Below are 12,467 nucleotides of genomic sequence, written 5' to 3' on the forward strand. Positions count from 1 at the left end.
TCTCCTTACAACTGCTTCGCCCACGAGTAATCGCGGACGTAGATGCTGAGCGGATTGTTGCGTAGCTGTTCTTCGGTGGTCTGAGGCGTGGTTGGCACCGTGTACACAGTAAGCAGCGCGCGCATGCGGAAGGGTTTTCCTTTCAGCGCACCCTGGCGGTCGCGCACTGTCTCGATCCAATCGACCTGCCAGGTATCAGCGGTCTGCGGAATCACTGAGGCGATTTCGGTGTTGACGGTTTCGTTGGCCGCGCGCTTGAAAGGGCTGCTGTCTTCGGTGCCGTTCAGCCACTCGTTGGTCTTGGCCGTGGCAGGGTCTTTCGCCGAGAGCATGGAGTAGATCCGGAAGACGGCCTTGCGTTGAAGCGAAATGTCTGGCGTGACCAGTCGCATGTCGCTGATAAAGGACGCGACAGCCGCATGCACGACGCGTTCGTTTAAGGCTGGCGCCTGCTGCGCCGGCGCCACGGCAGCGGGTTGTCCCAGCTTGTCCACTTCAACCACATAGGGAACAAATTTTGACTGGCTGCCGATATGGACAACACCGCCTACGCTTGCAAGGGCGATCAACAAAGACAGGACGGCCAGGAGCTGCCAGTTCCGGCGCGACGCGATGACGGCGCCGACATGGTCGTTCCAAGTACGCCGTGCAGACAGGAAGGGATTTTCGTTCTCGCCCTTCCGGCGCCCGCCATCCAGAAAAGACGCGGCACTTTCCTGGCTTACATCGTCTTTGTCTTTACTTAGCTTGAGTTTTGAAAACAGGTTCATAGCATCACCCCATAGTCATGAAGATCCAGTCCCCGGCTTGCCAGCCACTCGTGAACCCACCGTTCGCCGTGCTTGGCCTCCAGCGTCTTGATGGATGCGACGGATTCCTTGTCGGTTGCGCCGATAAAAGCGAGAGCCAGCGGGCCGAGGGCCAGCTCGTACAGACGGCGCCCTTGTTCGGATACGAAGTAGTACTGCTGCTTAGGAATTGCCGAGGCAAGGATGTCGATCTGGCGATTGTTCAGCCCCATGCGGCGGTACAACGCCGCCGTGTCTTCATCGCGCGCGTAGATGTTCGGCAGGAAGATCTTGGTGGCCGTCGACTCGACGATCACATCCAGAATGCCGGAGTTCGCCGCGTCCGATATGTTCTGGGTCGCAAGCAGCACTAGGCAATTCGCCTTGGCGAGTGTCTTCAGCCATTCGCGTATCTTCGCTCTGAAAGCGGGATGCCCGAGCATCAGCCACGCCTCGTCCAGAATGATCGCTGCTGGTTGACCTTTCAGACTCCGCTCAATCCTGCGGAACAGGTAGAGTAGGACAGGTAGCGCGCACTTCTCGCCCCGGCCCATCAGCTCCTCGATCTCGAATACCGTGAAGTCGCTTAGTGACAAGCCATCGTCCGCTGCGTCGAGCAGGCTGCCCATGCTGCCATCCACCGTGTACTGACGGATGGCTTCTCGGATGGTTTCGTCCTGAATCGTCAGCGAGAATTCTGACAGGGTCCGCGCACCGCTGGCGTGCATGTTCATGATGGCATCGCCGATCTCGTTGCGCTGGGCTGGCGTCGTTTCCACGTTGTTCAGCGCGAGCAGGGTGTCAATCCATTCCATCGCCCAAGCTCGGTCTGCCTTGGATGCCAGAAATTGAAGTGGACAGAACGAAAGTTGGTCGTCGTCGCCAGCGATGGTGAAGTGCCGCGCACCGATGGCCTTTGTCAGCGGGTAGATCGACATGCCCTTATCGAAGGCATAAACCATCATGCCCGGATAGCGGCGTAGCTGTGCTGCGATAAGGCCCAGGTGAGTGGACTTGCCGCTGCGGGTTGGACCAAACATCAGCGCATGGCCAAGATCACGCACGTGTAGGTTGAACCTGAATGGCGTGGCGCCCTGGGTCACGCATTGCATGAGGGCCGGAGAATTGGGCGGGTACAGGGGGCAGGGCGCCCGATCCAGACCTGTCCAGATCGAGCTCGTAGGAAGTAAGTCGGCCAGGTTCAATGAATTCAGCAGCGGCCGACGAACGTTCTCGACGCCGTGGCCTGGCAGGCTGCCGACGTAGGCGTCCATGGTGTTGATGGTTTCAACGCGCGCAGCAAAGCCCAACCTGTTAATCGTCTTCTCGATCTGGCGTGCGGCGATGGCGATCCGCTCCCGGTCTTCATCCATCAACACGACAACGCTGGTGTAATAGCCTTCCACCACCTGACCGCTGTTGACTTCCGCTATAGCAGATTCGGCGTCGGCCACCATGGCTACGGCATCCTGATCAATAGGGCCGGTATGCGTGTTGAAAACCTGATCGAAGAAGCCCCGGATCTTCTGGCGCCATTTCTTCCTGAATTTGTCCAGGTGCGCGACCGCCTCGTGCGTATCCAAAAAGATGAAGCGGGACGACCATCGATACTCGCAAGACAATTCCCCCAGCGCCGTGAGCATGCCCGGCGTTGACTCAAGTGGGAATCCTTCAATAGCGACGACCTGGATGAATTTTCGACCGATCTTTGGAACGACACCGGACTGCAGCTCTTGGCCACCGAGGATGGCGTCAAGGTACATCGGGTTGGTGGGCAGCTGCATGGGGTGGTTCAGTCCCGTAATGCAGAACTGCAGCCACCTCAGGAAGTCATCGTGGGTCACATTTGATCCGTCTTCATTCGCGACCTTATTGCCGACAAGTCTTTCGAGCTTTATGGCTGACGACAGGCGAGACTTGATGTTCGCGCATTCGCGCTCGAAGTAGTCGATGAGCGCGTGTGTGCGGGCCCTGTGGTCTGGCGCGCGGGCCTCGTCGTCGAACATCAATTCGACAAAACGACTTTGCGCCAGGAGCGGCGGGAAGTATGTGACCGTCAGCACGAAGTAGCCTTCGTACATCGTTCCAAGGCGCTCGAAGAGACGGCGGCGCTCCTCGTCGATGGCAGCCGATACGGCGTCGGGGAATTTGGACAGTCCAGCCTCCGCGTATCCGGGCGCCGGCCGGCGCACGGCGTCAACGTGGATCATCCAGCCACTGCCAAGGTTCGACAGCGCCTGGTTGATACGCAGCGACGTCATCTCCCGGTACTGGTCGGTGCTGCTCGCATTGTCCTCGCCCTTGTACGCCCACGCTGCCATTAGAGAGCCGTTCTTGCCTACGATGACGCCATCCGCGACCATGGCCGCGTACACGAGTAGGTCCGTCAGCGCAGGGCCCGTGGCGCGATGCTTCTTGAGCTGGGCGTCCGTGTTGACTGCCTGGATGCGACCATACAGGATTGCTAGCATCGCGCTTCCGAGAGCGGACATGCCGATTGCGATTCCTTCAATCATTTGTATTGCCTCCCCTGGCTGCTGGAGTTGGCGCGGAACGGCGTGCTGCGCGGCGCATAGAACCGTTTGTACCGACGGTGCCGCAGGTACACCTGCCGCATCTTCGGATCGTGCTTAGCCATCAGGCGGCACGCATACAGGGCACTGAACCAAAGTGCGAGGCCGAAGGCCGTGGCCCGCAGTTCCTGCGCGCTGAAGATCAGCGCGAAGGCCAGCAGGCCGGCAAACATCACCAGCTCACGGTCGCCGCCCATGAACAGGTTGGTGCGGTTGCCAGCCCGCCGAATCGGAATTTTGCGTAGGGCCATGGCTATGCATTCCGATAGCCCGCCGCGATCATTTCCGAGGCTGTGCTGCTCGGCGTATGATCGTCCAACATGGCGACGACGGCGCCACGTGCGAAGAAGGTGCTCATGACGTTCTGTGCGCCGACTATCAGCGCCATCACCAGTACCAGGAAGATCAGCGTGCGGAAGAATCCATTCAGATCACCGCCGAAGATCAGGACACCACCTGCGATGACAATTCCAGTGATCGACAGCGAAAATGCCACCGGACCTGTAACGGAATTCCGCAGATTCTCCAGCCAGGATTCGTAGGGTAAGGAGCCGCCGGTGCCGACGCTGGCCGATGCGCTCATCGGCGCCAGCAGAACCAGCGCAATGGCGAATAGCAGTATGGCGAATGCCAGCGTGCCTTGTTGACGTGCTGGAATCGCACGAAAGGATGGATGGTTCATGATCGGCACTCCTCAAAGGTTTTTGGTTAAGTACTGGCCGTCCCGGTAACCCGAAACGGCGAGGACTTCCTGTACGGCCCGGCCTTCAGGAGTCCGGGCTATATGGACGACAAGGTGGACCACTTCACCAATCAGCGACTCAATGTCGGTTGGCGCGGATTCGTTGCGGGTGATAAGCGACTTCAGGCGGATTAGCCCGGCGGCAGGGTTGTTCGCGTGCAGAGTGGCGGCGCCGCCCTCGTGGCCCGTGTTCCATGCGTCGAGTAGATCGAGCGCCTCTGGCCCACGCACTTCGCCGACAAAGATCCGGTCGGGCCGCATGCGCAGGGTGGTGCGGAGTAGGGCTGTCATCGAGATGTCGGACGTCGTGTGGTACTGCACGTAGTTCTCGGCGATGCACTGGATCTCGCCCGTGTCCTCGATGATGAAGATCCGCTCCGAAGAATCATGCGCCACCATCTCATTGATGATCGCATTGACCAGCGTGGTCTTGCCGGAGCCGGTGCCGCCCACGACAAGGATGTTGCGGTGATTTGCTACGGCTTGCCGGATAGCGGTGCAGTGTTCGGCCGACATGATGCCGGCCTTCACGTAGTGGTCCAACGTGAAGATCGCGACGGCCTTCTTGCGGATCGCGAAGGTTGGGGAAGAAACGATTGGAGGAAGCTGTCCCGCGAATCGGGAGCCATCCAGCGGCAGTTCGCCTTCCAAGGTTGGCTTGCCGCGCGTGACTTCTTTTCCGTGGTAGCCGGCGACCGTCTTGATAATGGCCTCTGCCTGGGCGGCGCGAAGCGTGCCGATGCACTTCATGGGTTCGCCCAACCGCTCCTGCCACAGGCGGCCGTCGGCGTTGAGCATGATTTCGACCGTTCGCGGATCGTGCAGGGCAGCCAGGAGCTGCGGCCCCATGTCGCGTTCGAGCTTCTTTTTAGCCCGATCCTTCAGCGTCGAGAAATCTTCAGCCTCAGCCATGATCGATATACCCCTGTTGTGCGATGCCTTGCCACACAATCAAAGGCTATACCGAAAAAATTTGAACGGTTTGATTTAAAACAAACGTTATGCTGGTTCCAACCTGGTAACTAGGCGGTGGGGAATGGGGGGCTATCTCTTTTGTGACGTGGCAACCAGGGCCCGGTTTGCGCTGTCCCATTGCTCGACAGTAAAGGCCTGGAATTCTGTAAGAATTGCCGACACTCTGACGTAGCCATCGGGAAGCGATGGGGCGATGGGACGTGGTGACAGGGTCGCCAGTGCTTCTTGATCCAAGTCAGTGTTTTCGAGCAACGCCGGCAAAGGCTCGCCCAGTGCCTGCGCGATGGACTCCATGATCTTCAAGGACGGGTTGGCCTTGCCGTTGGTAAGGTCGGAAAGAAACGATATGGATATACCGGACCGGTCAGCCAGCTCATATTTTGTGATCCCACGCTCGTCGAGAAGTCGAAGGACGTTGGTTAGAAAAATAAGGCTGTACACTTGAAGAGTTCCGATCCTTTAGCGGCTAAAGTCTCATAGGGCGTTGAGTTGAGATTACCATAAGAACGTCGACCATTCCCGGTCTTCTGAAGATTCTACTGCCGATGCGCACCGCGGAGTGCTGTCGTCAAGTTGCCCCCCGCTCCCGGTGCGCAGGACGCTGTCGTTGAGCGCGCGGCTCAGTGGAATCACTTCAGGGAGCCTCGATTTACTGGAAAACCGGCTTGAGGTTGGACGGAAATAGCCGCGATGGCGGCGATGGCGCGACTCGACGCCCCGTTTCACCAGTCATCTCGTCATCGGAATCGCCAGTTTTGGCATTCCGGACGGACCACTGGCGTCAAAACGCCTCGACCTTGGCCTCCTTGAGGTAGGAAAGGCGGCGCAAATTGTAGGCTGCGACCTTCCAGTTCAGGTGCAGCGTAGCGCGCGCCAAGCCTATCGAGCGCTACACCTTACCGCCCAGCTGGGCCAAGCCGGCAAAGACATGCTCGACGCGGGCGCGCGGCTTGGCGAGGCGGCGGTTGCGCCGCTCTTGCGCCTCCGACAGCGGCTTCTCCTTGCTGCCTTTGCGCTGGATATGCATGCCCCAGCCTTCGGCCTTCAGCCGCGCCTCGCGCTTGCCATTGACGTAGCCCTTGTCGGTGTAGACGTTGCGGCTGATATTGCAGGGGGCGAGCACGTCGAGATGCAGCGTGTCGTGCTCGCCCGCAGTGCAGACTTTGATTTTGCGGATCAACTTGTAGCGCTTGTCGGCACTGGCCGAGAGCTCGCCGTCACGGATTTGATGACAAGCTTCCGCCGGCAGAGGTCGAACGAAGGTATTTTGAACGGCTCGCGGGGGCCTAACAGACTCGTGGAGATTCATTTTTTAATTAGGCAATTATTAGATGCGTGCCTGCCAATCCATCAGCGAGCCTTTGCACCGGGGGCAGTCCAATAGTGACAATTGGCTAGATTTGCGGTAAGTGTCAGCGGAACCCGTGTCCGCCGCGCTGCTTACAAATCGATGATCTTACGCAGCAGCCCCGGCGAGACGCGCCATTGTTCGCCGTCACATAATAGCGAGCATGACTTCGCGTTGATGCGGGTGACGGTGCCGATGCGTTCGCGCAGATGCTTGTCGGTGAAGCTGACCGTGTCGCCGAGTTTGAACGCGGTCGTATCAAGGGGGCGTTGCGGCATGGGAGGTGCCTGCTCGGCTCGCTGTGCCGGATCGGCGACGATGGCTGCGTAGGGCAGCTTCCATTGCGAATGCGTGGCGGTGTCCTGAACGGTGGCGCTGGTCGCTTGTAGTTGCAGCACGCGGCCTGGCGCGAGGGTGCCCCGGCGGTGGTCGAAATACATCACCTGCGCGCCCAGGTGCAGATGGCGGCGCACGTCGAGGATGCGACGCGGGTCGGCGAGCATTTGGTTGAGTGCCAGGCTCAATTCATACAAGTCGAGGCTGGGGGCGTTACGCAGAGCGTCAAGAAGGCGGGAGTCCATGCCGTAATTTTAACGTGTCACGCCCATTGGTAGGCCGGCAGCGGCAGCAACTCGGCGACCCGGTTGATCGGCTGCGATGGCAGCCGGACCAGCACGTCCTTGAGCCACAGGTAGGGATTCATTCCGTTCAGCTTGGCCGTGCCGATCAACGAGTACATCGTCGCCGCCGCGTGGCCGCCACGCGCCGAACCAGCGAACAGGTAATTCGAGCGCCCCACGGCGATCGGCCGGATCGCTTGCTCGATCACGTTGTTATCGGGTACCAGCACACCGCTTTCGGTATAGCGCACCAGCGCCTCCCAGTTGCGCAAGGCGTAGCCGAATGCCTGGGACAGTGGCGCCTGCGGCACCAGTTGCGGCACATGTCCGTCAAGCCAGCGGCGGAACTCGGCCAGCAGCGGGACGCTGTGTTCCTGGCGCTGTCGCAACTTCTGGTCCGGCGTCAGGCCGCCGATGGTCCTCTCGATGGCGTATAAGCGTGCGATCCAGGCCAGCGCCGCGCTGGCCAATCCGGGTGTTTTCTGCACCTTGGCGATCTCGAAAAACTTGCGACGGCAATGGGCCCAACAACCGACCTCTATCACGCGCCCGCCACGATACAGCGCCGAATAGCCGCTGTAGGCGTCGGCCTGCAAATAGCCCTGGTAGCCGGCCAGGAAAGTCGCCGGATGAATCGCCTCGCGCGACTCGGTGAATTCAAACAGGAGCGCCGGCGGATGATCGACCCACAAGCCGTTTTCTTCGCGCTGACCAGCGCCAAGGTAACCCCACAGGCGCGCCGTCTTGGTGCTGCCACGGCCAGCCTCCTGCAGCGGCATTGTAGTGTCGTCGGAGTGCACGCGCGACGCGGCCAGGATATGTGCCTTAAGGGCCGGCCGCAGCACCGCCAACAGTTCGGCCGCAGCCAGCTTCCATTCGCACAAGGTGGCGCGTGGCAGGTGCACACCATGGCGCTTGAAGATCGTCTCCTGGCGGTTCAGTGGCAGATGGTCGGCGAAGGTGCTCACCAACACCTGCGCCAGCAGACCGGCGCTGGCATTGGACTTCGGCAGTGGCGACGGCTGCGCCGCCGCTGTGCGCACGGTCGATTCACCATCCTTCTTGCACGCGTACTTGATGCGCACGTGCTCGATCACCGTCAGCTTTGCCGGCGTGTAGTCCAGGGTTTCGGAGACCTCCTCGCCGATCTTCTCGATCCTGTCGAAGCATGCCTTCTCGGCGTCGCTCAGGTCATACTCGACGCGCTCGCGCGGTAAGTCCTTGGGCAGCGCCGGGCGCCCCCGCCGCACGTGACCGGCGACCGGCGTGGCCGGCAAGGCCGGCGGTACCGGAATGGTGACGGTCTCGGCGAACAGATCGCCCTGGCCGGGAAGCTGCTCCGAGCTGGCGCCGAAGCGCGCACGGACGAACTGGGCCAACTGGTGCTTGAGCAATTCGACTTGCGTCCACAGATCGTGCGCGATCCGATTCTGTTCGAGGGCGATGCGGCGCATCGCGTCGAGGTCGGGTGGGAGGTCGGAGGGATCGATGAGCGCCAGCATGCAGGTCAAACGCATGAGCACGCCGGCGCGTTTACAGCGGATGAAAAATTTATCGCAGCATCACGCGACGCGCTGTGCCGTGACGGGCGGATGTGGTTGCAGCGGCGGGATGTCGATGCCTTCGAGCCAGGCGTGCAGCTCGGCGACCGACAGGCCGCGCTGGGTAAGCGACTCCGGCGCCGGGAAGCGGCCGCGTTCGAGCCGTTTGTACCAAAGCGCGAAGCCGGTGCGGTCCCAGTACAGGATCTTGACCTTGCGCCGGTCACGCCCGACGAAGACAAACAGGTGACCCGACATGGGGTGCTGCGCTAGCAGCGGTTCGACCAGGTAGGACAAGCCATCGACGCCGTTGCGCATATCGACCAGGTCGCGGCATACATAGGCGCGGCAGGAGCCTGCGATCAGCATGAGAAGCCACCAAGACGACCAAGCAGTTGCCGCACGACCCGGTCGGCGTGGGCGCCAGTCAGCTCGATGCGCATCCCGCCGCTGCTGATGACGACGCTATCGCGTGCCGCTGATTTGGCCGGTGCCGCAACGGCAGGGGGCGTGACCGGCGCGGCGCACTCCATCATTGAATCCGGCAGCACCGGAATGAGTAAGCGTCCAGCCGTCCCACCTGTTCAGCGGGTTTAGGACTGCGTAGAGTTCGGAAATGGCAGCAGCGTATCGAGCTGGCTGTTAGGGCACGTCGGGAGACGTTCCAGTACGCCGGCCAGCCAGCGCAACGGATCGAGTCCGTTCAACTTGGCGGTGGCGAACAAGCTTTGGATGGCGGCGGCGCGGCGGCCGGCCCGCTCCGAACCGGTGAACAGCCAGTTCTTCTTGCCGATGGCAATGGGACGGATGGCGTTCTCGACCGGATTGTTGTGTGTGCCTTGCTAAGGCACGATTGATCAGTCGGTGAAAATTCCGACCTGGCTAACTCGCGCTCCGGCCAGAAGCACAAGGGGCGGTTCAGGAGGCAACGAATGGACTGAAGCACTTCTTGAAAAGGCCTCTTTGGGAGGCCAGCGAGCCATGCGGGCCGCAACGTGAGTGAACACTGAGCAGGCCTCGAAACGTCGTCGTGGATGCCGACTCGCCATAATAACGAGGAAGGCCGACGGCGGCACCGAAGCGAGCGTGAAACGCAGGTGCCGCGTCCACCGGGGTAGTGGTGGCAGCACGCATGGTATGGGTTAATCGTGCAACAAGGGAGGTCCGTGATGGTGATCCACAGGCAATCGATCAACGACGACCTCGCGAGGGGTGGAGTCGGCCATTGCGGATGGCGGATGGGGGGGTAGTAGTGACGAAGCTGGGTAACGCCGGTGGAGCGAAGGCCCCCTGTTCCGGTGCAAACGTTCAAAGCAGGAAGAACCCGGGGATTGGCGTACGCCTATCAACCCCGCTTGACTCGGTTCGGACCTTGCAGAGCGCGTTGCAGGCGAAAGCCAAGAGCGAAGCAGCCTATCGGTTCTACAGCCTGTGGGACAAGGTGTGCCGCGATGATGTTTTGTACGAAGCCTACCGGCGCTGCCGCGCCAATCGCGGCGCCGCCGGGGTGGATGGCGAAACTTTCGCGGACATCGAAGACTACGGGCTGGCGAGCTGGCTGCAAAGATTGAGGCAGGAGCTGCGCACCAAGTCGTATCGGTGCGCGCCCCTGCTGCGTGTATGGATTCCCAAAGCAAATGGCGGACAACGTCCGCTGGGCATTCCAACCGTCCGCGACCGTGTGGCGCAGATGGCCGTTCTGCTCGTGATCGGTCCCATTTTCGATGGCGACCTGTTCCCCTGGCAGTATGGTTTCCGCGAAGGCATGGACGCCAAGATGGCACTGCGACGTATTCACTACGGCATCGCCGATAGGGGAGCGCGCGAAGTGGTGGATGCCGACCTCGCTGATTACTTCAATACGATCCCTCACGGTCGGCTGCTGCGCTGTGTTGCGCGGCGGGTTGCCGATGGGACCGTGCTGGCGGTCATACGCCAGTGGCTTGATACCCCCGTTGTCGAACGGGACCACACGGGCGGGGAGACTCGCACGACGGTGGCACGGGACACCAATCGCGGTACACCGCAAGGAGGCGTTATCTCCCCGCTGTTGGCGAACCTGTACTTCCGTCGTTTCATGTTGGCGTGGTACCACGGTGGACATGCGCGGCGGCTACAAGCCGAAGTAGTCAACTACGCGGACGACTTCGTGCTCCTGTGCCGACCCGGCATGGGGCAAGAGGCGATGGTGACGATGCGGCACCTGATGTCCAAATTGGGCCTGACGGTCAACGATCAGAAGACCCGGCTGGTCCAACTGCCTGAACAACGGTTTGATTTCCTTGGCTACACCGTAGGACAGTAAAGTGGACCCGTCAGTCAAGACACTTTGCCAGTTAGTTTAAGCTGTGCCCATTGCCACTTCCTCAGCTGCCCGGCGCTGTCCCGTACTATTCTTTTCCTGCGGCCTCTCGCCGTCATCGCCGAACCTGTCGACGATCAAGGCGCCGCCACCAACCCCGGCACTGTAGACCATGTCGGGCGTCTGGTAGCCCAACGATTGGTGCGGTCGCTCCGCGTTGTAGAACGCGAAATACTGCGCCAGGCCCACCATCAATTCCGCCATGTTGGCGTACCCCTTCAGATACACATCCTCGTACTTCACGTTGCGCCACAGCCGCTCGACGAAGATGTTGTCCAGCGCCCGCCCACGTCCGTCCATGCTGATGGTCACGCCTTCGCGCTTGAGCACGTCGGTGAAGGCCGCGCTGGTGAACTGCGAGCCCTGGTCGCTGTTGAACACCTCCGGCCTTCCGTGATGGCGCAAGGCGTCCTCCAGGCAGTCCACGCAGAACGACGCGTCCATGCTGTTGCTGATGCGCCAGGACAGCACCTTGCGGCTGTACCAGTCGATGACAGCCACCAGATAGGCGAAGCCCCGCGCCAGCCGGATGTAGGTGATGTCTGTCGACCACACATGGTTGGGCCGCGTCACCGGCACGCCCCGCAACAGATACGGATAAACCTTGTGCTGCGGATGCGCCTTGCTCGTGTTCGGCCCCGGCGCCATGCCCGCCAAGCCCATGCTGCGCATTAGGCGCTGCACGCGCTTGCGGTTGACGACATGGCCGCCGTTTCGCAAAAACACCACCATCCGCCGGCTGCCGTAAAAGGGGCGCCTGGTGTACTCTTCGTCAATCAGTCCGCGCAGCTTCAGATCTTCCGCATCTTCGAGTTGGACCCGGCGCGCCGCTTCCATGCGTCGGTAGACCGAGGAGCGCGGCACGCCTGCCAGCTCGCACTGCATTGCCAGCGCCACTTTGTCGCAGCGTTCGATCCACTGCGAGCGCTCGGCCTGAGTCAGTCCCCGAGCTTTTTTTTAAGCCAGTCGACCTGCATCTTCAGCCGCCCGATCTCGCCATACAGCTTGTCTTCGGGGCTGCTCTCATCGACCGGCTTGGGACCACGCTTGGCATCAAACAAGACCGCCGCGTTGTCCAGGATCTCCTTCTTCCATTGACCAACCAGCACTGGATGCACGCCGTACTCTTGCGCGATCTCCGTCACCGTCCTCACCCCGCGCACGGCCTCAAGGCCGACCTTGCCCTTGAATTCAGCCGTGTGCACTCGCCGTTTTTTACCTTCACTCATTTGCTGTCATCCTTTCACGGACCACAGCTTAAACCATCGTCTCGTATTCGGGATCCACTATAGGGGACCTCGAATTACTGGGAAATCGGCTCCGAGCATGACGCAGATAATGCCCATTGAGGCGCAGACGCGATCCGTCGGGCCGATTAGTTGGCCATCTCGCCAGCGCAACCGCCTGATTTCGGCACTCCAGGCGGACTACGGGCGTTAGAACGCCTCGACGTTGGCCTGCTTCAGGTAGGAAAGGCGGCGCAAATTGTAGGCCGCAACCTTCCAGTTCAGGTGCAGC

12 protein-coding genes and 1 pseudogene are annotated in these 12,467 nt (G+C 60.8%); 1 reads left to right on the forward strand and 12 read right to left on the reverse strand.

Translation table 11 applies throughout. From position 1 onward, the window contains the following. Positions 1 to 5 precede the first annotated feature (5 nt). The 11 genes and pseudogenes from GTP77_RS16365 to GTP77_RS16415 form a co-directional block, all read right to left on the reverse strand. Positions 6 to 770: a VirB8/TrbF family protein gene (locus GTP77_RS16365; RefSeq protein ID WP_161073208.1), complete on the reverse strand. Its 765-nt coding sequence runs from the start codon at positions 768 to 770 to the stop codon at positions 6 to 8. Further along, complete coding sequence (locus tag GTP77_RS16370; protein WP_161073209.1) at positions 767 to 3,304, reverse strand: VirB4 family type IV secretion/conjugal transfer ATPase; 2,538 nt, start codon at positions 3,302 to 3,304, stop codon at positions 767 to 769. The genes GTP77_RS16365 and GTP77_RS16370 overlap by 4 nt, the downstream gene beginning before the upstream one ends. After that, positions 3,301 to 3,612 (reverse strand): conjugal transfer protein TrbD, encoded by a 312-nt coding sequence (locus tag GTP77_RS16375; RefSeq protein ID WP_161073210.1) that lies wholly within the window; start codon positions 3,610 to 3,612, stop codon positions 3,301 to 3,303. Before GTP77_RS16375 ends, GTP77_RS16370 begins: the two co-directional genes overlap by 4 nt. Positions 3,613 to 3,614: 2 nt before the next feature. Continuing rightward, complete coding sequence (gene trbC / locus GTP77_RS16380; RefSeq protein WP_229202226.1) at positions 3,615 to 4,043, reverse strand: conjugal transfer system pilin TrbC; 429 nt, start codon at positions 4,041 to 4,043, stop codon at positions 3,615 to 3,617. A 12-nt stretch (positions 4,044 to 4,055) separates the two neighbouring features. Next, positions 4,056 to 5,015, reverse strand: coding sequence for a P-type conjugative transfer ATPase TrbB (gene trbB, locus GTP77_RS16385; RefSeq protein ID WP_161073211.1), 960 nt, complete (start codon positions 5,013 to 5,015; stop codon positions 4,056 to 4,058). A 132-nt stretch (positions 5,016 to 5,147) separates the two neighbouring features. Then, positions 5,148 to 5,519: a transcriptional regulator gene (locus GTP77_RS16390; protein WP_161073212.1), complete on the reverse strand. Its 372-nt coding sequence runs from the start codon at positions 5,517 to 5,519 to the stop codon at positions 5,148 to 5,150. Positions 5,520 to 5,967: 448 nt separating this feature from the next. Next, entirely contained in the window at positions 5,968 to 6,387 is a 420-nt protein-coding gene (locus GTP77_RS16395; RefSeq protein ID WP_260048805.1) for a transposase, read from the reverse strand. Positions 6,388 to 6,518: 131 nt separating this feature from the next. Continuing rightward, positions 6,519 to 7,007, reverse strand: coding sequence for a hypothetical protein (locus tag GTP77_RS16400; RefSeq protein ID WP_161073214.1), 489 nt, complete (start codon positions 7,005 to 7,007; stop codon positions 6,519 to 6,521). Positions 7,008 to 7,024: 17 nt separating this feature from the next. Continuing rightward, positions 7,025 to 8,548, reverse strand: a complete 1,524-nt coding sequence (gene tnpC / locus GTP77_RS16405; protein ID WP_223149360.1) for an IS66 family transposase — start codon at positions 8,546 to 8,548, stop codon at positions 7,025 to 7,027. Between the two features lie 60 nt (positions 8,549 to 8,608). Continuing rightward, on the reverse strand, positions 8,609 to 8,956 hold the full coding sequence (gene tnpB, locus GTP77_RS16410) for an IS66 family insertion sequence element accessory protein TnpB (RefSeq protein WP_161073216.1): 348 nt from the start codon (positions 8,954 to 8,956) through the stop codon (positions 8,609 to 8,611). 224 nt (positions 8,957 to 9,180) lie between these two features. Next, positions 9,181 to 9,417 (reverse strand): annotated as a pseudogene (locus GTP77_RS16415) (transposase domain-containing protein); the annotation flags it as partial. A gap of 554 nt (positions 9,418 to 9,971) precedes the next feature. Here GTP77_RS16415 and GTP77_RS16420 point away from each other — a divergent pair. Next, complete coding sequence (locus tag GTP77_RS16420; RefSeq protein ID WP_223149361.1) at positions 9,972 to 10,892, forward strand: reverse transcriptase domain-containing protein; 921 nt, start codon at positions 9,972 to 9,974, stop codon at positions 10,890 to 10,892. Between the two features lie 36 nt (positions 10,893 to 10,928). Here the strand turns inward: GTP77_RS16420 and GTP77_RS16425 are convergent. Continuing rightward, a protein-coding gene (locus tag GTP77_RS16425) for an IS3 family transposase (RefSeq protein ID WP_229202227.1) occupies positions 10,929 to 12,178 on the reverse strand; the annotation gives its coding sequence in 2 pieces (ribosomal slippage) (positions 10,929 to 11,893 and positions 11,893 to 12,178; 1,251 coding nt in all). Positions 12,179 to 12,467 lie beyond the last annotated feature (289 nt).

It is taken from the genome of Pseudoduganella aquatica (assembly GCF_009857595.1).
Lineage (GTDB): Bacteria > Pseudomonadota > Gammaproteobacteria > Burkholderiales > Burkholderiaceae_D > Rugamonas > Rugamonas aquatica_A.

Coding starts and splice junctions, on each gene's coding strand:
- GTP77_RS16365 (WP_161073208.1), bottom strand. CDS start 770: ATGAACCTGTTTTCAAAACTCAAGCTAAGTAAAGACAAAGACGATGTA.
- GTP77_RS16370 (WP_161073209.1), bottom strand. CDS start 3,304: ATGATTGAAGGAATCGCAATCGGCATGTCCGCTCTCGGAAGCGCGATG.
- GTP77_RS16375 (WP_161073210.1), bottom strand. CDS start 3,612: ATGGCCCTACGCAAAATTCCGATTCGGCGGGCTGGCAACCGCACCAAC.
- trbC (WP_229202226.1), bottom strand. CDS start 4,043: ATGAACCATCCATCCTTTCGTGCGATTCCAGCACGTCAACAAGGCACG.
- trbB (WP_161073211.1), bottom strand. CDS start 5,015: ATGGCTGAGGCTGAAGATTTCTCGACGCTGAAGGATCGGGCTAAAAAG.
- GTP77_RS16395 (WP_260048805.1), bottom strand. CDS start 6,387: ATGAATCTCCACGAGTCTGTTAGGCCCCCGCGAGCCGTTCAAAATACC.
- GTP77_RS16400 (WP_161073214.1), bottom strand. CDS start 7,007: ATGGACTCCCGCCTTCTTGACGCTCTGCGTAACGCCCCCAGCCTCGAC.
- tnpC (WP_223149360.1), bottom strand. CDS start 8,548: ATGCTGGCGCTCATCGATCCCTCCGACCTCCCACCCGACCTCGACGCG.
- tnpB (WP_161073216.1), bottom strand. CDS start 8,956: ATGCTGATCGCAGGCTCCTGCCGCGCCTATGTATGCCGCGACCTGGTC.